Annotated in this window: 22 protein-coding genes; 1 reads left to right on the top strand and 21 read right to left on the bottom strand. The window is 52.4% G+C overall.

All coding sequences use genetic code 11. The annotated features are described in order from the left end of the window. From D7S44_RS08035 to D7S44_RS07945, 19 genes are all read right to left on the bottom strand, one after another. Positions 1–2,607 carry a tail protein (tape measure) gene (locus D7S44_RS08035; protein WP_120453703.1) on the bottom strand — a complete coding sequence of 869 codons (2,607 nt, stop codon included), beginning with the start codon at positions 2,605–2,607 and terminating at the stop codon, positions 1–3. Positions 2,608–2,666: 59 nt separating this feature from the next. Then, a complete protein-coding gene (locus D7S44_RS08030; RefSeq protein ID WP_120453701.1) occupies positions 2,667–2,963 on the bottom strand; it encodes a lipoprotein in 297 nt (98 codons plus the stop codon). A gap of 74 nt (positions 2,964–3,037) precedes the next feature. Continuing rightward, positions 3,038–3,451: a type II toxin-antitoxin system YafO family toxin gene (locus D7S44_RS08025; RefSeq protein ID WP_120453699.1), complete on the bottom strand. Its 414-nt coding sequence runs from the start codon at positions 3,449–3,451 to the stop codon at positions 3,038–3,040. 1 nt (position 3,452) lies between these two features. Then, complete coding sequence (locus D7S44_RS08020) at positions 3,453–4,025, bottom strand: hypothetical protein (protein ID WP_120453697.1); 573 nt, start codon at positions 4,023–4,025, stop codon at positions 3,453–3,455. Positions 4,026–4,338: 313 nt separating this feature from the next. Beyond that, positions 4,339–5,022 (bottom strand): DUF6246 family protein, encoded by a 684-nt coding sequence (locus D7S44_RS08015; protein ID WP_120453695.1) that lies wholly within the window; start codon positions 5,020–5,022, stop codon positions 4,339–4,341. 49 nt (positions 5,023–5,071) lie between these two features. Continuing rightward, entirely contained in the window at positions 5,072–5,815 is a 744-nt protein-coding gene (locus D7S44_RS08010) for an Ig-like domain-containing protein (protein ID WP_120453693.1), read from the bottom strand. 24 nt (positions 5,816–5,839) lie between these two features. Beyond that, positions 5,840–6,223: a phage tail termination protein gene (locus tag D7S44_RS08005; RefSeq protein ID WP_120453691.1), complete on the bottom strand. Its 384-nt coding sequence runs from the start codon at positions 6,221–6,223 to the stop codon at positions 5,840–5,842. Next, on the bottom strand, positions 6,220–6,588 hold the full coding sequence (locus D7S44_RS08000; protein ID WP_120453689.1) for an HK97 gp10 family phage protein: 369 nt from the start codon (positions 6,586–6,588) through the stop codon (positions 6,220–6,222). Before D7S44_RS08000 ends, D7S44_RS08005 begins: the two co-directional genes overlap by 4 nt. 1 nt (position 6,589) lies before the next feature. Further along, positions 6,590–6,940 (bottom strand): hypothetical protein, encoded by a 351-nt coding sequence (locus D7S44_RS07995; protein ID WP_120453688.1) that lies wholly within the window; start codon positions 6,938–6,940, stop codon positions 6,590–6,592. Positions 6,941–7,112: 172 nt separating this feature from the next. Further along, positions 7,113–7,490 (bottom strand): DUF7370 family protein, encoded by a 378-nt coding sequence (locus D7S44_RS07985; protein ID WP_120453684.1) that lies wholly within the window; start codon positions 7,488–7,490, stop codon positions 7,113–7,115. Between the two features lie 2 nt (positions 7,491–7,492). Further along, the gene (locus D7S44_RS07980; protein WP_120453682.1) at positions 7,493–7,891 is read right to left on the bottom strand and encodes a hypothetical protein; all 399 of its coding nucleotides are present in this window, start codon (positions 7,889–7,891) and stop codon (positions 7,493–7,495) included. 10 nt (positions 7,892–7,901) lie between these two features. Then, positions 7,902–8,969 (bottom strand): major capsid protein, encoded by a 1,068-nt coding sequence (locus D7S44_RS07975; RefSeq protein WP_120453681.1) that lies wholly within the window; start codon positions 8,967–8,969, stop codon positions 7,902–7,904. A gap of 11 nt (positions 8,970–8,980) precedes the next feature. Next, positions 8,981–9,412 carry a hypothetical protein gene (locus D7S44_RS07970; RefSeq protein WP_120453679.1) on the bottom strand — a complete coding sequence of 144 codons (432 nt, stop codon included), beginning with the start codon at positions 9,410–9,412 and terminating at the stop codon, positions 8,981–8,983. A gap of 3 nt (positions 9,413–9,415) precedes the next feature. Beyond that, positions 9,416–10,612 (bottom strand): DUF2213 domain-containing protein, encoded by a 1,197-nt coding sequence (locus D7S44_RS07965; RefSeq protein ID WP_120453677.1) that lies wholly within the window; start codon positions 10,610–10,612, stop codon positions 9,416–9,418. Between the two features lie 61 nt (positions 10,613–10,673). Then, positions 10,674–10,874: a hypothetical protein gene (locus D7S44_RS23295; RefSeq protein WP_147402089.1), complete on the bottom strand. Its 201-nt coding sequence runs from the start codon at positions 10,872–10,874 to the stop codon at positions 10,674–10,676. Positions 10,875–10,913: 39 nt separating this feature from the next. Continuing rightward, positions 10,914–11,873 (bottom strand): phage minor head protein, encoded by a 960-nt coding sequence (locus tag D7S44_RS07960; RefSeq protein WP_371315473.1) that lies wholly within the window; start codon positions 11,871–11,873, stop codon positions 10,914–10,916. Beyond that, a complete protein-coding gene (locus D7S44_RS07955) occupies positions 11,827–13,284 on the bottom strand; it encodes an anti-CBASS protein Acb1 family protein (protein WP_167456959.1) in 1,458 nt (485 codons plus the stop codon). Before D7S44_RS07955 ends, D7S44_RS07960 begins: the two co-directional genes overlap by 47 nt. Before the next feature lie 11 nt (positions 13,285–13,295). Then, positions 13,296–14,768 carry a phage terminase large subunit family protein gene (locus tag D7S44_RS07950; RefSeq protein ID WP_120453671.1) on the bottom strand — a complete coding sequence of 491 codons (1,473 nt, stop codon included), beginning with the start codon at positions 14,766–14,768 and terminating at the stop codon, positions 13,296–13,298. Beyond that, positions 14,755–15,324, bottom strand: coding sequence for a terminase small subunit (locus tag D7S44_RS07945; protein WP_120453669.1), 570 nt, complete (start codon positions 15,322–15,324; stop codon positions 14,755–14,757). Before D7S44_RS07945 ends, D7S44_RS07950 begins: the two co-directional genes overlap by 14 nt. A 33-nt stretch (positions 15,325–15,357) precedes the next feature. Here D7S44_RS07945 and D7S44_RS23485 point away from each other — a divergent pair, with 33 nt between their 5' ends. Beyond that, on the top strand, positions 15,358–15,519 hold the full coding sequence (locus D7S44_RS23485) for a hypothetical protein (protein ID WP_158591231.1): 162 nt from the start codon (positions 15,358–15,360) through the stop codon (positions 15,517–15,519). 92 nt (positions 15,520–15,611) lie between these two features. Here D7S44_RS23485 and D7S44_RS23290 read toward each other — a convergent pair whose 3' ends face one another. Then, on the bottom strand, positions 15,612–15,845 hold the full coding sequence (locus tag D7S44_RS23290) for a hypothetical protein (RefSeq protein WP_147402088.1): 234 nt from the start codon (positions 15,843–15,845) through the stop codon (positions 15,612–15,614). A 279-nt stretch (positions 15,846–16,124) separates the two neighbouring features. Further along, positions 16,125–16,343, bottom strand: coding sequence for a hypothetical protein (locus tag D7S44_RS07940; protein WP_120453667.1), 219 nt, complete (start codon positions 16,341–16,343; stop codon positions 16,125–16,127). Between the last annotated feature and the right edge of the window lie 120 nt (positions 16,344–16,463).

Here is a 16,463-nt window from a genome sequence, read left to right as displayed (position 1 = left end):
TTATTTGCGAGGCCCGAGCAATCCGCCCGGTCTTGTTTGATCTTTCATCTGATAGAGCGCGACCTGCTTCATCATGCCTGCCATTTTCTGCATGGTGGCGTCATCAATACCGTTAGTGGTCTGGATGTTGAACGCCACATTAAAAACCGTGCCGCCGCCGTCACTGCCTGCGCCACCAAGATCGCTATTGCTGATCACCTTGCCGCTATCGCCGGGGATCATGTACTGACTGCCGTTGCTGGCTTTGAAAATTTCAGGCTTACCGCCCTCACCTACTCGGTACATGCTGCTGGCATTAACAGGGCCGCCGTGCTCGCGCATACCGGCAAGGGACATTGTTTGCGCTGCAGTCATGGCTGTCGTGTAACCTGCCAGTCCAGCAGCAGCAGCACCGCCGGATGTTGCGATTGAAGCCGCCATAGCCGCGGGAGAAAAGGCGGCAAGAAGCGTTGCTGCTGATGCTGCGCCCATCGCGGTTGAGGTTGCTAAAGCTGCTGCTGAGGTTGCCTGGTTAGCTGCAATGGCTGTTTGTTGCGCCGCTTGACCCATTACTGCCGATTCAACCCAGCGAACCCCCATTTCAACTAAGCTACTCACCAGGCCGTTAAGCACAGACGTGCCTAGGTTTGCAAAAGCCTCTGACAGACTTTGAGTACCATTCAGCAGGCCAGTTATCGCATTTGTAGCGCCGCCGCCTAGTGATTCAATCGCCGTCCCCAGTAATTCGTTAGACTGGTCCTGAGCCTTATAAATTTGCCACTGCGCTGCGATACGCTGCTGCTCATATTCGGTATTAGCTGCATTGCGAAGGGAAAGACTCTGTTGCTCTGTAATTAGCCGTTGCTGTTCAAATTGCTGGATGAGTGCCAGCTTTTGAGCATTTTGGTTAGCCAATTGCTGGACAGGGTCTACAGTGCCAATTGCATCCTGAGCTGGAGAAACAACCTGCTCTGCGCGTATTTTGGCAATATTCACCTGATGCTGCTTTTCCAGTTGTTCAGCAGTAGCGTCGGCCTGTTGTTGAGAGATTTTTTTAGCTGCTAAAGCCGTTTTAAGATCTTCTACATCTTGTTTGTAACTCGCATTTTCTCGCGTTTCCGGCAGTAGTTTCTCCGCTGCTGCCTGAGCTTTAATGGCATTCGCTGTGTCCCATTTTTCCGCTGCATATTCACCAGCTAATTGAATCTGTTGCTGAGTTGCGCCCTTACCAAGTGAAATCTGAGCATTAAGTATCGCTTGCTCTCGGCTCAGTGTATTAGTTGAATCGGCTGACAGTTCGGCTTGCTGCTTGAGATTAGCGAGTTTCTGCGCGATAGAATCCATTTGAGAAGCTGATTTTTTTTGCTCAGCTTTTAACTTCTGACTTGCTTCCAAATTACTATATGTAGCAGCGGCATCGGCTTGCATCTGTTTAGTATGTGGATCATCTTTGGCAAAACCGGCATCCTCGGCAGCATATTGCGCAGCCAGCCTTGCTCTCGCCTCGCCTTGCAATTTTGATAGAGCTAAATTTCGCTCTGATTGCTTAATAAGGTTCTTCTGACCCTCTGTCAGGTTGTCAGTATTATTTTTGAGCAGACTAACGTTGAACGCCGCGTTTGCTGCCTCCCGTGAAAGCGCCACGATTGGCCCTAGCAATGCAGTAATTGCCGCCTGTCCGTCTTTGCTAGATGAGGTCATGCCCTGCAACTTGTTAGCGAGATCTTGCAAGGCTTGAGGCGATGGATTTTTGCTGAGGTCTGAAAGTTGCTTCGACAATTCAAAGGCAGCCTGATCGGAGATTCCAAGCTTTGATGAAAGCGCCGTAACGGTATTGTTAATAGCTGAAAGCGCAGGATCAACGCCACCCAGGCGGGTCGGGACCTGCTTGATAACGTCACTAAATGTATCCGTAGTGATATTCAGATCTGACATGGCACGGGTAAAGTTGTTAACTGATGGAATGCCACCAGTAAAAGCGCCAGAAACTTTATCGCCTAATGATACAAATGCGCCAGTTGCATCACTTATCGCACCCGGTATTTTTGCAATGGCCTGATTGTATTCAAGCAATGCCTGATTTCGCATCAGTGTTGCTACTTGACCATTCACGCGCGCCAGGTTTGCATATTTGTCAGAGAGAGCTGCGACACCATTCTGAGAGATGGTGATCACCTTATCCATTTCATCAGCAGCATCCTTAAGGGCGTCCATAGCATTTTTACCGCCATTGAGGGCAGTAATTAGCGTTCCTGCTATCACTGTTCCTAACGCGATAACCGCACCCACAATTGCGCCTGTTGGTCCAAAAGCCCCAGCTAATTGTGAGCCTTGCTGGCTGAAGGCGACTAATGCAGACTGTCCGCCCTGCACCTGAACGATGAAGTCCTGGATCTGATAGCCTGCCTGCTGGAACTGGCTACGGAAGCTACCCCCAGCTTTTGTTGCCTGATTAACTGCTGCGGCAGATGACTTCATTTGAGTTTCGAGATTTTTAACGCCCGCAGCAGCTCCCTTGGCTTGATTGCCGAGGTTATCTAACTCCTGACGCGCCTTTTGGTTTGCTGCAATCATCTGAGCAGTGTCTAGGTCGACATCGTAATAAATCTCACCTACTTTCTCGGCCATCTATTTCTCCAGGCATAAAAAAACCCCGCCGGAGCGAGGTTATGTTATCGGTGATGCGTTTATATTTTCGACTTACTGACCGAGTATGACTCGACCTTACCGTTATGGGTTTTGACTGTTAGCACTTTGGCATCTGCACCAAATGCGCTGCCAATGCTGTAAGTCCACATTAGCAATTCGTTGCCATCTGAATCCACGGTTGTTGTCGATGGATTACCAAAGTAGGAAATAACCTCCTGCTTTGTAGTCTCGCCTTTATGCACATTTGCCAGTTTTGATTCATCAAAATTGGTGCCGGTGTAGACACAACCTGAAAGCAACAACGCAGCTACTACACCCAAAATAACTTTCTTCATATCCCTATCCCCATAAGTAACGTGGGATAAATCCTAGCGGGGATGCGGTGCAATGGGAAGCAAGAAAGGGATAGTTAAGCTTGATATGTTTTTAGTAATGCCAACTCTTCGTCGCTAAGTTCGATGAATTGTTCGGCTAAATCCACCAGACCCGGAAGCAGATCATCAATTACTTGATGCGCGTTTGGAGATATTATTGCAAGTAGCTGCAGGTGTTCTTCGCGATAGAAATGTTTGGCGTAAACCAGATAATTGTTGCTTGTTCTTTCGCTCAATGGCGCGTCAGGATGCCAGGGTTTGTCTCCATCGATAAGAAGATGAATCTTCCTAATATTCGCAGACATCGCCTCATAGTTTCTTTCAAAACCACCATGGGAACCAAAACACCAAAATTGACGCCCCAATGATATATGTTCAGCAAGGTTCTGTGCGTATCTGTGAGCAACCCCAGACTTACTCAATCCCTGAGCAATGCTGACTTTAACCATCTTATATCCAATTGGACTTATTGTTAGTAAGCATAGAATGAGATGCAGTTATGACGTCCAATGCTTCTTTGCGTGAAATGCTTATATCATGCAAATCAAATGGTACCGTTTGTGACTGCTTAATTTCTTGTGATATTTGAAAAGCAGTATTTTCAATAGCAGTCAGTGCGCGAATGTATTTCTTTTGCAAGGGCCTTATCATGCTCTCGTGGCCAGACCACAAAGGCGAACGCTGTGCTTCCTGAAACATATCCAAAGCATGCGCGCGCGAATTTCTTGCAGTGAACTCTAATGCTTCAAGCTGACCAATCACGTTACTGAAGTCATCTTGACTTGATAGCCCGCCCTCTCTTAAAGAAACAAGGTGATCCATACCTTCTTTCGCTACATTTTGAAGCTTCTGAGCGTGGGCATTGATAGTTGTACAGCGGGTAAAGGCATCAGTTGGATCAAGCCGCTGCGGCATTTCGCAAGCATTAGAGATTAACGGCTTAAATGCACCGTTAACGGCTTCTTGAACTTGGCTCATCTGCTGGGCTATTGCTGCAAACCCTAAAGCGGCACCGATGGACATGACCTTTCCTCACACACCTGACAAAAATGCCGAAGTACAGTGTCCCCGGCTTAATACAGCTTTAGCTGTCAGGACAGAGTGTAATACCTAGAAGTATGATTTAGCAATGAGCTATGATGCAAGATAGAAGCAAGTTCGCCGAAGATAATGGATGCGTGTTTTCACGTTAGCAGCAATTTCGGCGAAGTTGATGCATCACAAGTTGCACGTTACCAACACGTTTAAACAACACAGCAAGGTAACCGCAGCGAGCCAGCCAGAAGCGAAAAGCATTTTTTGTTTTTGGGAAATCTACTCTTTAGGTCGCTTCGCCTTAAGCGACATTTTTGACTTTTGATAACCTCTTTGCCTTCCGCGCCAGATAGTCATCAGCAACAGCGTCATACTCTTCTTTCGTAAACCCATTCTGCTCCGGGAACTTCGCAGCCAACAGCATCTGGAACTCCGTCATTGTCAGCTGCTCCGCCTCTTCGCGGCTCATGCCGAGGTGTGTGCGGGCTGCGCTGATGTACTCGAAAGCATTGAACTCAGATGATGCGCTGGTCCCTTCGTGTTTTTGCAGTCGCCTTACTTTCGCTTTACCGATGACGCCGTGAACGATGAGGGAGCGCGCGATGATGATCATCTCCGCGGTCGTCATCTTCCCTTTGCGGTACACGAACGCCCATTTACCTGACCTGCCGGGGATAATCTCGCCGGTAAGTGGGGATGCATCTCTAGCACAACATGACTGCAGAACGGTCATTGCTGCGATGATCGCTTTGCGTCCGTACTGGGGCGCGGAAAGGTGCGCTGCCAGCCACGCAGGGACCTCACCGTAAGCTGATATGGCCTGCCTGACCATTTCGCTGGCTTCATCATTATGCAAATCGTAAAGCGCCTGCACGATGTCAGCAGGATCACCAATTCGAGTCATGTTAATCAGCGATGGCCGGAAGAAGTATTCGCTGTCACCAGCGCTTATCAGGCACTCGCCGATCTCTTTCAGGGGCGTCATGTTTCCTCCATAAGCATTATCAGGGGCAGCGCGCCGCCCCTTGGAATGGTTACGAAGCGGTGATAGTAACCGCACAGGTGCCGGTAAAGTTGCCGTCATTGGATTTGAACGTGATCGTCGCCGAGCCTGCCTCTACTGCGGTGACGAGACCGGTGCTGCTGACGGTCGCCTTCGAAGCATCAGACGTCGTCCAGGTGCCGGTGCGATCGGTAGCGTCAGTCGGCTGTACTGCGCCGGTCAGCTGACGGGTAGCGCCAACGGCCAGGCTTGCTGTCGCCGGGGTCACGGTCACACCTGTAGCCGCTACTGTCTCATCGGTGTCGATAACCTGAATGGTGCTGGCATCGCCCACTTTGAACTCAGTAGTCAGCGACACGATGTCGTTAGTACCGCCGTCTGAGCTGAGCGCGGTGATGTTCATATAGCCGATGAAAGTTACCGGACCATATTCGAGACGCACCCAGATGCCAGGCTGGCGACGGTTGCTGATTTCAGTGTGGTAATACTTGATGAAGCGGCCAATACCGTACTGGTCCAGCTTGTCTTTCTTACGCACTTCACCCTCAAAGCTGATGGTGAAATCCGAGTTCGTTACGATGGTTTCAACGTAGCCCTTGCCGTCATCGGCATCACTCGTCACGCTGTTAGGGCTAAAGTCGAAACCTTTGCTTGTGCCGGCGGCGAGCGCTTTCCACTCAGACTCTTGCGGGAGCGCATCGCTGCAGCCGTCAGCTACTTCAAGCACAACGGCGCCACCGAACAAACGTTCGTTGCTGTTCTGGCAATCTGCCATATTTCTATCCTCTTGGACGTTTAGTTAAGCGCCGAATGTGGCGACAAACTGGAGCCGATAGACCAGTCGGCCTTCGGTAGTTAGAACGGGAGCGGGGATGCCGCCGAGGTTTTCGAGGTAGCCGACGCACTCATCAGCCATGGGGTGCTGTTGCACGTAGTCAATGATGTTCTGTACCGCGGTATCAGCTGCGCCATTCGCACCCTTCGCGCCGATCACGTCAACCATCACGTAATACTCAGCGCCGAGGCCATTGCGTACCGCTGAGCCACCGTTGGGCCGAAACACGATGAACGCATCGGAAAGGTTTCCGCTGTCGGACCAGACCAGCTGCTGAATTATGAAGCCTTCAGCTAACCCGGCATTGGCGAAGAGGTTGCGCACCCGCGTATGCATTGGAGGTGTCACAGGGCCATCTCCTTCTTGATCGTCCTGTCGATGAGGTCGCGGGAGTCTTCGAAGCCCTTGGTCAGGAACTCTTTCTGCGCCGTGGCACGCCGGAAGTTCTGCGGGATGTTCGGGTCATGCACGTAAACCGCGTAATTGGCTGAGTAGCCCACGCGCCCGGTTAGCCTGTTCCCGTTTACGCTCAGTTCACGGTACTGGCTGTTGATGAGCGTGTTTGTGTCGATAGGCGTGTAAAGCGCCGCCTGAGATGAGCCGATGATAAGTGCGCTCTGCAATGCCCGGACAGCCTTACGCCCCTGAATATCGCCAATCAGCACGTCAAGGTTACGCTTCGCCTGCTCAATGCCTTTAACCTTCACGCCCATTCTATGCCCCCGTAATGATCGCGAAGTCATCCGCCAGGCGGTCGAAAGTATCTTCGAAGCGCACAGCCTGCATTACTTCATTAGCACCCGCCTTTAACGGGTCAGGCTCGGCGGAGACGCCAATCAGGATGTAATCGCCGGTATCTGCGCCAGCGAACTCGGTCCAGACCGTGTTTTTTACGACGCGCTCTGAGCCTAATGCGCCAAGACGTTTACTCAGACCGCCCTGATAACCGCAATCAATTACCACTGGCGCGGCGAAGCCTAACGGGTCGCCCATCTCATTCTGGCCCACCAGCCGCTTCCAGAACGTCGCTTTGCCGGTATAAGACCAGCGCGCTACCTCGGACATCGCTACTCTCTCCAGCTCATTACAGTGGGCTTTTCGGCGGCAATGCGTGGGCAGTTAATTACCCATTCGCCACCACTGTTGACATAGCCTGTTGTCTGCCGGCCGCATGAGGTTTTCAGCCAGACGCGGTTAAACGGCTTAGGCAGCCTCTGCGCAGCAGGAATCCATGACATCAGCAGCCCCCCACCACCATGAACAGCCCGACCTTTGCTCCTGAAAGAGGAAGCCCGGACAGGCATCCGTTTTTATCCCAGTCGAGGATCTGCGTGTACAGGTAATCTGTTCCTGCCGAATCATAGGTAAACGACCGTGACGCGCCTGATGGTGCAGACTGGGAGGAAATTTTTCGGGCGCCGGACAGGGCTGCCAGTCGCGCGGCTGCATAGATGAGCAACAGCTTTTGCAGGCTTTCGGAGTAGCCCGCCCCGTCCATACACGCAGACGCTGCACTGACCTGCTCGATCAGCAACTGAAGCACTGCATCAGGAACCGTGAAGCCCAGCTCAGCTATCAGCGGCTTTACGTCATCAAGCGTGATTTGGGCTGCCATGGTTATTTCGCCTTCTTGGTTGCTTCTGCCAGAGCGGCTTCAGCATCATCTGCGCGCTTCGTTGCCGTTTGCAGCTCTTCAGCGTGAGCCTGCTTCAGCTGCTCCAGCGCGTCGACGTGCTCTTTGTCTTTGACATCGGCGTCGGACTGAGCCTGCTTCAGCTGCTCCAGCGCGTCATTGAGCTGCGTCTGCAGCGCTGAGGTATCAGCGGAAACAGGCGCAGAAGGAGTTGCCACTTCGAACTGCAGCGCCTCCCCCTTCTCTTTGGATGCTTCAGCTTTACCGTCCGCAACCCACTTTTCAGCGATCGCTTTATCAACGTCATAAACTTTACCGGCCTCCAGCTTCTGGAAAACGGCACCGGCGAAAAGGTTAGAGCTCAGGATTTTCACGAGGGCCATTGGTTGCTCCTTAAGAGGCGTGAATGACGGAGAATTTGTTGTTGATGTCCTGCTTGACCATCAGGCCCATCGCACCCCAGGTGCGCCACACGTAATCGCTGTTGTAGAACTGGCGAGGGTCGGCAACGGTGCCAATCGCCTGACCAACAACCGGCGCGATAACGCCTGCGGTCAGCGGGACGATCAGGATTTCGTTGCCAGACAGCTGCGCATCTTCTTTGATAGCAGCAATACCGGACAGCTTAAGCAGCTCTTCCAGCACGGTGCGGGTGGCGTTTACGTCGAAATAACGCTCGAGGTTGGACATGATCTCGGCAGAGACATACCAGGTCTGCGGCGCATACTGGCTATTGGTTACGCGAACCACGTCACGCAGCGCGATGGCGTTGGTGCGCAAGGCCACCGGATCGGTGCTGGTTGCGAAGTTGAAGGTCAGCGTGACCTGCGCAACGCGCTCGTCATTTTTAAGGCCTTTCCACGTCAGACCGTCGAACTGCACGAAGTTTCCTTCAGAGTCGCGGAAGCCGTTGAACATGTAGTCAACGTACTGGCGCTGCACGTCCTCAACAGAACCGCGCTGTGCATCGGCCTGAGACTGAAGTGCTGACGGGCTGTTGAAGATCGGGTCACGCCAGGTGAACTTAAAGCCAGAATCGTGGATCGGGACCATGGTGCCGTCGAAGGTGTAAGACTTCGCATCGAGAGCCGCGCCAATCTGGCCGCTCATGGATGTGTGCGCCCAGCCACGGCCGCCGGTACGCGCGTAGTCGTAGCGGGACTGTTCGATGCGCACAGAGCGCGACAGCGGCATCAGGTCGTTCAGCAGGGTGAACTGGGTGTTTGGTTCGAACTGCGCCAGCACTGTGGTATCAAACGCGCGGTAAAGGCGGCGGATGTCATCAACTGCGTTTACGGCATCCAGACGACCGGCATCTTCACGGATACCGCGTACACGACCGAGGAAGTCGGCGGCAGCCTGAGCGCCTTCATTGCGCGCCATCTGCAATTCGGCGAACTGCGCCTGGTTAACCTCAAGGTTGCCAGTGCGCTCGCCAATGGAACGGGAAAATACAAACATTCAGGTGCTCCTTACTTGATCACAACACGCAGCAGGTCACCTGCAGCAGTGGTATAGGCCTTGTCTTCTTCTACAAAGCAGCGAACAGATTCGCCATCGGCCTGCGTCTTGACCTGGCCGTTTGCAACAGAGAGAGGCTGACCCTTTTTGTAGGTGCCGGCAGCGGCGCGCACGTTCAGGAACATGCCCGGCATTGGCTGGATGCCCACAACCAGCTCACCTGCCGGAATGCTGTCATCGACAGTCAGGCAGCGGAGATAGTCATAGTTAGCGACATACAGAATTGCTTCTTCGTTGCCGTCTGCTGACGCTGTAAATTTGCCAGCATCGAAGAAGCCGATGGTGCCGGGTTTTGTTGCAGCAGCTGCTGCGCCTTCACGGTTAAGCAGCGGATTAGGGAACACGCCGCCAGCGTGAATTACATGCTTTCCATCTTTCGCCATTTTTTACTCCGGCATTTCGCTGAGGGACTGGTTAGAGTTGACCTGACGGAAAGAACCGTTGAGGCCGGTAGTGGTCTGGCACTGGGCATACAGACCATCCAGTGCTGCACCGTCGAGGGCGTTGACGGCCAGATCGTCAAGGCCAAACTTGGCTTTCACGGCATTGCGCTTTTCGCCCTTTTCTTTGTCGGCATTAACCGCAAGGCCGCTTTCAATGGTGGTCAGTTTGTCGGCAAACGGCTTGAACCACGCCGGGGCCTGCTCGCTGTTCGTTGCCGTCTCTTTGGCCTTTTTGTCAGCCTCTTCTTTCTCTTTTCTGGCTTTTTCTTCGGCTTCGGCTTTTGCCTTAGCGTCATCAGCTGCCATCTGGTTATAAGCGTCCATCAGCTCAGCATCGGACTTACCTTCAACGTCGATGCCTTTCGCTTTCAGCGCATTGGTGATGAGTTCTTTCATCGGGTTTGCTTCCTCTTTGGCGGAATTGCTGTTGGCGCTGAAAAACGCCTTTAGCTGGTTGAAAAGTGATTTGAGTGCGGGGTCCTGCGGTAAATCCGGATCGGGCGTATCGGCTTCTGCCAGGTTCACCACTTCCAGTTCCTGCTCGGAGCCATCGGAGTTGACGAAGATGCCCACGCCTTCCTCTGGTGTGCCAGCGCCCGGTTCGTCGAGCAGGTTGGCTACGTGGTCAAACATCATGTTGGTGACGATTTCGCGGTACTTTTTGCCCTTTGACTCGCCATTAGCGGCAATACCGGAGTAAAGAAGCCCCGTGGAGATGTGGATGGGCTCTACGTTTTTACGTGCGGCCATATCATCAAGTCGGTTGACCAGGCGCTGGCCTTTCTCGGTTGATTCGGCATAACGGCGATCAACGTACATGTCGCCAGAGACCTTGCCATCCTTGTGCTCAACATCCTGCAGCCATGCACCTACATGGTATTCATTGACCGCCTGAACATCGCGGGCTGAGACGTGCTTGCCATCAACTTTTGGATGCCCTAATGGCATTGGTGTGCGCTCAAGGGTTTTGTAGCCCTTTGCGATTTCTGCTGCCGTATACAACTTGCCGTTCATCACGATGTCGTCAACGATAGGCGTGACGCCACGGACCACAATGTGTGGCCTGCCGTTGATGATTTCGGTTGTGATGTTTGACGCGGAGTTGACGACGGACAGCACGTTAACGCGATTGCGTTTCATGCCGTGTCCTCATGAGTGAATTGCAGGCATAAAAAAGACCGCTAATGCGGCCTTCTTATGTTTAAACTCGATTTAGTGCTGTGATATGTACTTCAGCCACACCATGCATTTTGCATAGCGCTTCTTGAAGCTCTATCAGAACATCAAGCGGGGATGTGCCTACTGCAAACTCTCCAATATTAGAGCCTGCTTTGTATATAGTCTGACCACCAGCTTCGCATGATGCATATGAAGCCCAAGAATAAAACCATAAATCTGCCATGAAACCTCCTAATAATTAGGAGGTTAATGTTTCATGCTTTTATGCAAATTTCCAATTATTCCTCTCATCAGCTAGCTTATTTAACATGCCCGTGTTAACCACCTCTCCCTTATCATCAAGGATGACCGGTATCTGGCTGCAATAGCAGTTGTAGCGGTTACCATTGATGGCATAGAAAGCCTGAACCTCTTCCGTGATGTACGTTCGACCATGCCGTGCAGCATGCCAGCTTCGCGTTGTTGGTTTGAGTGCTGACAGCCACAGTAGAGCCGTATTTAAACCCAGCCTTTCTCGTGACCAGTCCGTTTCCTGCCATTGGGCCTGCCGTAGCGCGCCCACCTGCTCTGTCTGCGCCATGCTCTTGGCGCGGGCCATCGAAACATCGAGCCGCTGACTGATAATCCGTGCTGTCTCGCGCGGGTTAATCCCTCGCCCTACCGCGTCGGAAATCACATTTGCCAGATCGCCGCGTGCTCTGTCCGACTCCAGTCGCCAGTCGCTGTAGGTTGAGACGTAAGCTGCTGCGACCTGATTCTGATAAGCCGGAGAACTGAGAAGCTGCTGCAACGTGGTCTGCTGCTCATATATCGGCGATTGAACAGACAGGTTTGTGAAGGCCTGATGCGTGCCGCGTTCATACTCGTCAGCGACGTAGCTCAGTGCCCACAGGTTGTTGCTTCCGCCCTCAAGCAATGCATCGTCCAGGATGATTTGCACGCGCTGCAGCAGGTCTGCCAGTTGCGCAGCCGTCATGTCGTAGATATACGCACCGGCATTCACCTGATATATGACATTGCCATGCACAGCGTGAGATTTCTGGTTGGACGCACGTTCGCGCCCGGTCATTCGTTCATCGAATAACTGTTTAAGCGCCACTTTTATGCGTAAATAACGGCCTTCGATGTCACGGAACATCCGATTAACAGGCCTTGCCGACTGGGTCGGGTCGGCTTTATTGCGGGGGATTACCGGCGTTCGGATTAGCTGTAGTTTTGTCATCTGTCAGCGGGTCCTTACCGGGTGGCGGTTTATTCGGGTCGGGCGGTTGCTCCAGTTCATACTCGGGAAGCGTCTGTAGCTCACCCACTGCGCGAATCTCGTTTTCTTTCACTGCGGCCCGGCCAAATGCCTGCTGAGTTTTCTGGGCAACATCGGCCATCTTCGCCATATTGTCGATTCGGTCAGCCTGCGACGGTGCCAGCAGATCGGACCATGAGACGGTTATCTCTTCGTTTGCCGCTGGCGCAATAAGCCCAATAGTCCAGAAACGCCGCACCAGCGTTTCAATCACGTCAGACAGGAAGCCATTCCGGCGTGACATACGTGTCCGCGCCCAGTCCTTCATATCTTCAGAAGAGGCTCGCTCACCTGTTACCTGGCCGATAAGAATCTTCACCGGCATGGGCACCGTAGCGCAGAATTCGCTGAGTGCCGTACGCCATGTAGGCTCTGGGTCGGCAGCGGCGACAGAAAGCACCTCTGCCGTGCCTGCCTGCATAAACGTTGCTGCGTCTGTGCTCTGATTCAGACGAACCACCTGCTCATTCAGCGCATCAGCCAAATCCCCATCTGCGACGCCAAGGGCTGCAGCCAGCGCGCGGAAATCAGTTTTCTCGCTGAAAGCGAAGTTAAGCTGACGGCTGGCGTTCTTAAGAAAGCCCTCCGCGCTACCACCGGACACTTTTTCAATATCCAGCAATTTGTTAAATCCCGGCCGCAGTAGCGGAACGCCGGAAGTCAACAGACCATCATCAGCACCTTCAGCGAGAATAATCACGCGGTCGGGGTGAATACTGATCTGCCGAGCTGGCGCGCCGCCCTGCTGGCCTTCAACTGGTAGCTCTGTGAAGCTGTACATCTTCGGCTGACCGAAGCTTTCACTTTCTGGGTCGTTATCCCATTCGCTGACATCAAGCTGCGATTCCCATACCGGGATCAGCTTAACGAGCGCTTTTTCTGCCGTTCTGCCAATGACAGCTTTATTAGCCGGGTCGCTCCAGCGCCCGCTATCACGCAGTTGAATAAGCAGCGCTGAATACCGGCCAACCATGTTGCGGCGATCGGCGTCTTTAATTTGCTTCCAGCAGCGCTTGAGCAGGCGCTTCAGCTTTTTATCCCATTCAGAATCAGCCTCAGCATCCTTCGCTTTTTCCCCCTCGAAAACTTCCGGGTAATCTTCCCAGCAGCCATCGGCCATGCGCTTAATTGCGGCACCTGCGATAGCGTTGCGCTCATAAGCGTTGTAGAAGTCGTCAAAGGTCAGATGGTTCGGGTAGCCAAACTCCTGATAGATGCGCTGGCGCTTGGTATTACCCGATTTGCCAACATACTGCCCGTACAAAGCACGAGCGCGCCCCTCCGCCAGGCTGTTAATTGCCACAGACAGCGCATTCAATTTATCTGGTGTCACGTTGTCCTCCGTCAGCGCTTACGCACCAACATGCCGGTGATCTGCGGCTCTCTTAATTCGGTCAGGGCATAGACCATTGCGTCCAGCCTGTCGGGTGATTTCTTTGCGGTGGTCGGCACATATTCCATCAGCTGATTTTCCAGCGTGTAGAGGCTGCCGCGATGTGCTACGCGGCCCTGCGCATAGAGTGCTGATATGGGCTCAGCTCGGGCGTATTTACCCTTGCTGGCGTGCACACGGATGATTCGGCCGGTAAACCCGGCATTCACCAGAGTATCTTCAGCCATATCGCCGCCCTGGTTGGTTTCAATCACGATCGCGTCAGCCTTATGGTCGTGATAGGCCTGAATTGCCCGTGTTGCCCAACCATTGGGGGAATACTTGCCGCTGTAATCTGCATCAGTACTGTACTGCCTCTCATCGCCGCTCCCGTATACGCTGGCAACCACAATGCCTGATTCATCGCTCTCTTCGCTGTTCGTAGCTTGCGGGTCGACCGCAACAACGGTGCGCGTCAGCTCTTTGGTGATACGCATCTCATGCGCAGCGCTGATCATCTCCTCGTCCCACAGCGCGCCCTCGGCATTGAAGCGTTTGGGATTCTGCATGTACTGGGCTTCAGCGGTGCGCCGGTGAGAAAACAGCGAGACGCGGTGCGACTCGTTGTGCTTGAACGGCCACAGCCAGCCATCAGGCAGGCCATGTTCAATCGGTATTGCGTGGGTGTTGTCCGGGTACAGCTCAGAGTAAGACTGGCTGTTGTCGATGATGACCGGCAGATTGAGGTGATGCCACATCTCCCCGCTGCCACCGCGCAGCAGATAACCGCTCAGGTCGTGATAGTGGATGCGCTGCATAATCACGATCATCGGCGTTGTTTCAACCGCCAGGCGTGATTTGATGGTCTCGTTAAACCGGTTGTTTACGCCGCCGCGAACTGTTTCGCTGTAGGCATCGTCAGGTTTAACCGGGTCATCAATCAGCAGCGCGCCCTGCCAGCCTGGCTCCATATGCCCGGCACGAAAGCCGGTTACCTGACCAGCAGCTGACGAAGCGTAAACGCCGCCGCCGTGCTCGTTCCACCACATCGCCTTGCTGTCGGCATCGTCGCGCAACTCCATGGGCCACATCGCCTGATAAGCCTTCGACTTAATCATGGTACGGGCGGTTGAGGAGTTCAGCAGCGCGAGGTTGTGCGAGTAGGACAGGTGCATGAAGCGGGCGCGATTATTCAGTGCCAGCCCCCGGCCCATCATGTTGATGGTTGCGAGTTCGGTTTTTGTGTAGCCAGGTGGAACGTTAATGATCAGCCGTTTTATTTCGCCGTCAATCACGCGGTCCAGCGTCTGCTGTATCACCCGGTGATGAGGCGCGACGATCATCTTGCCGCCGGTACGCTGTTTGAAGAAGTAGCGCGAGAAGTAAAGACCGTCCTCCTCGCACTCTATACGGCGTGCAGCGGTCTTAAAGTCAGCAGTCGTCATCCTCCAGCATCTCCCGCCGTGCAGCCTTGTATTCGTCTTTCGTCAGCGTTGCCACTTCAATCGGTGCGCCGTTCTTACCGGTGTGCTCGTGTGCCGCCTGCTCTTTAAAAGCCATTACGCTGATGTGCTTACCAAGCAGCTCAAGGTTTTTTACCTTATCCGGCCACTTAATTTTCTTGAGGATGTTCTCCATGGTCGTTTCGTCGAAGTTGGTGACGGTGGTGAGAATATCCAGTCCGCTTAATGTGGTGCGCCAGACCTTTGGCCATTCGCGAACCATCTTTAGGCCGCCGTCATCTTTCAGGATGTCGAGCACATCCATTTCGTCAATCTCAACCAGGCGGCGCAGTACATAATCTGCGTTTACCTCTACCCTTTCGTTGCGCTCTGATTTAAGGTCAATGATGCGTTGCGCAATGTCTGGTTTTGTGAGGTTTTCGCTGCCAATCTTGCGGGCAGTGTTATCGCTGTACCCCGCCCGAATAGCCGCTTGAGTGGCGTTCAAATCGATGAGGTACTCGCGACAGAACATTTCTTGTTTGTCGGTGAGTGCCATAATTTCCTTTGTTTAAATTAAGGATGTGTACCTATGAATGATGAGAATAAGAAATTCGCATTTGAGCAAACCATCAAATTGATGGTCCCACTAATGACTAAGTCTTCAGACTCTACACCTGCTACCGTTTTTGACCGACATTTTGAAGAGATTTATACACTGGTCATTTCAAAGATGGCTGAGAAAGAACTGTAATCATTATCGAAGCCCCTCGGTGAGTGGCTTCTGTAATGTTTGCAATAAAAACCGCCAGGAGGCGGTTTAACTTAACATTCACTTTGTAAGCTTCAAGAATGCCATTCTTGGCCTTTGCTCCGACGAATGGTTATCAAGACTTTGTCCAAATTAGCATCGACAGTTTCAATGTGGTCATACGCGTACAGTGCATGGTTTTTAGCTGAATGGATAAGCCTTTCGATTTCTTCGGTGTTACGGGCATATCCCGTAATATCTTTACGATTGCTAGGCATAGCACTTGAATCATAAGCAAGCACCATATAAAGCGGCTTGGGATTTGACATTTTTCACCTCAATTTTATTTGGAGGTGCGATTATACCAGTTTCGCAACTCTTCACAGCGTGGCTAATCGATATCCCTTGTCGGACGATTATAAAATTCACCGCTTACGCTTGAAGGCGTCGCGAGGTTGTCTAACCTAAAAAACGCATAAGAAAAAATGAACTCCTATCACGTCCTTGGTCCACGGATGGGCCGCTTTTTTCATCATTGGAGGCACTCTGAAAGCGCTTTCTGATGGCATAAAAAAACCGCCCGTAGGCGGCTGTATTAATTAGTAGGATTACTTTTCCAGCGCAGCCTGTATGGCATCAGCCAGTTCATCAATTGATGACGCAACAGCTTTCAGATCGGCAGCAACTTTTGACTGGGTCCCTGCACCAACAGATCCCACTGAGGCTTTAGCAATTTCATATGCGGCCTCCATCGCTATTATGCGCTTATGGCGCTCAGTTTCTTCTTCTACTGTTGCATTATCACGAAAGAAATAATCTTTAAACACTGAAACCTCCTTTTCATAAGTGGAGGTCATACCTTATCGCTAAGATAATTCTTAGTGAAGCAAAAACTAGACATTATCAAACCCACCAGCAGGTCGACTTTGTAATGACAATCAGTCTGA

The organism is Pantoea piersonii (genome assembly GCF_003612015.1).
Taxonomy (GTDB): Bacteria; Pseudomonadota; Gammaproteobacteria; order Enterobacterales; family Enterobacteriaceae; genus Pantoea; species Pantoea piersonii.
This window is presented reverse-complemented; position numbering and strand designations above follow the sequence as displayed.

Coding starts and splice junctions, on each gene's coding strand:
- D7S44_RS08035 (WP_120453703.1), bottom strand. CDS start 2,607: ATGGCCGAGAAAGTAGGTGAGATTTATTACGATGTCGACCTAGACACT.
- D7S44_RS08030 (WP_120453701.1), bottom strand. CDS start 2,963: ATGAAGAAAGTTATTTTGGGTGTAGTAGCTGCGTTGTTGCTTTCAGGT.
- D7S44_RS08025 (WP_120453699.1), bottom strand. CDS start 3,451: ATGGTTAAAGTCAGCATTGCTCAGGGATTGAGTAAGTCTGGGGTTGCT.
- D7S44_RS08020 (WP_120453697.1), bottom strand. CDS start 4,025: ATGTCCATCGGTGCCGCTTTAGGGTTTGCAGCAATAGCCCAGCAGATG.
- D7S44_RS08015 (WP_120453695.1), bottom strand. CDS start 5,022: ATGACGCCCCTGAAAGAGATCGGCGAGTGCCTGATAAGCGCTGGTGAC.
- D7S44_RS08010 (WP_120453693.1), bottom strand. CDS start 5,815: ATGGCAGATTGCCAGAACAGCAACGAACGTTTGTTCGGTGGCGCCGTT.
- D7S44_RS08000 (WP_120453689.1), bottom strand. CDS start 6,588: ATGGGCGTGAAGGTTAAAGGCATTGAGCAGGCGAAGCGTAACCTTGAC.
- D7S44_RS07995 (WP_120453688.1), bottom strand. CDS start 6,940: ATGTCCGAGGTAGCGCGCTGGTCTTATACCGGCAAAGCGACGTTCTGG.
- D7S44_RS07985 (WP_120453684.1), bottom strand. CDS start 7,490: ATGGCAGCCCAAATCACGCTTGATGACGTAAAGCCGCTGATAGCTGAG.
- D7S44_RS07980 (WP_120453682.1), bottom strand. CDS start 7,891: ATGGCCCTCGTGAAAATCCTGAGCTCTAACCTTTTCGCCGGTGCCGTT.
- D7S44_RS07975 (WP_120453681.1), bottom strand. CDS start 8,969: ATGTTTGTATTTTCCCGTTCCATTGGCGAGCGCACTGGCAACCTTGAG.
- D7S44_RS07970 (WP_120453679.1), bottom strand. CDS start 9,412: ATGGCGAAAGATGGAAAGCATGTAATTCACGCTGGCGGCGTGTTCCCT.
- D7S44_RS07965 (WP_120453677.1), bottom strand. CDS start 10,612: ATGAAACGCAATCGCGTTAACGTGCTGTCCGTCGTCAACTCCGCGTCA.
- D7S44_RS23295 (WP_147402089.1), bottom strand. CDS start 10,874: ATGGCAGATTTATGGTTTTATTCTTGGGCTTCATATGCATCATGCGAA.
- D7S44_RS07960 (WP_371315473.1), bottom strand. CDS start 11,873: ATGACAAAACTACAGCTAATCCGAACGCCGGTAATCCCCCGCAATAAA.
- D7S44_RS07950 (WP_120453671.1), bottom strand. CDS start 14,768: ATGACGACTGCTGACTTTAAGACCGCTGCACGCCGTATAGAGTGCGAG.
- D7S44_RS07945 (WP_120453669.1), bottom strand. CDS start 15,324: ATGGCACTCACCGACAAACAAGAAATGTTCTGTCGCGAGTACCTCATC.
- D7S44_RS23485 (WP_158591231.1), top strand. CDS start 15,358: ATGAATGATGAGAATAAGAAATTCGCATTTGAGCAAACCATCAAATTG.
- D7S44_RS23290 (WP_147402088.1), bottom strand. CDS start 15,845: ATGTCAAATCCCAAGCCGCTTTATATGGTGCTTGCTTATGATTCAAGT.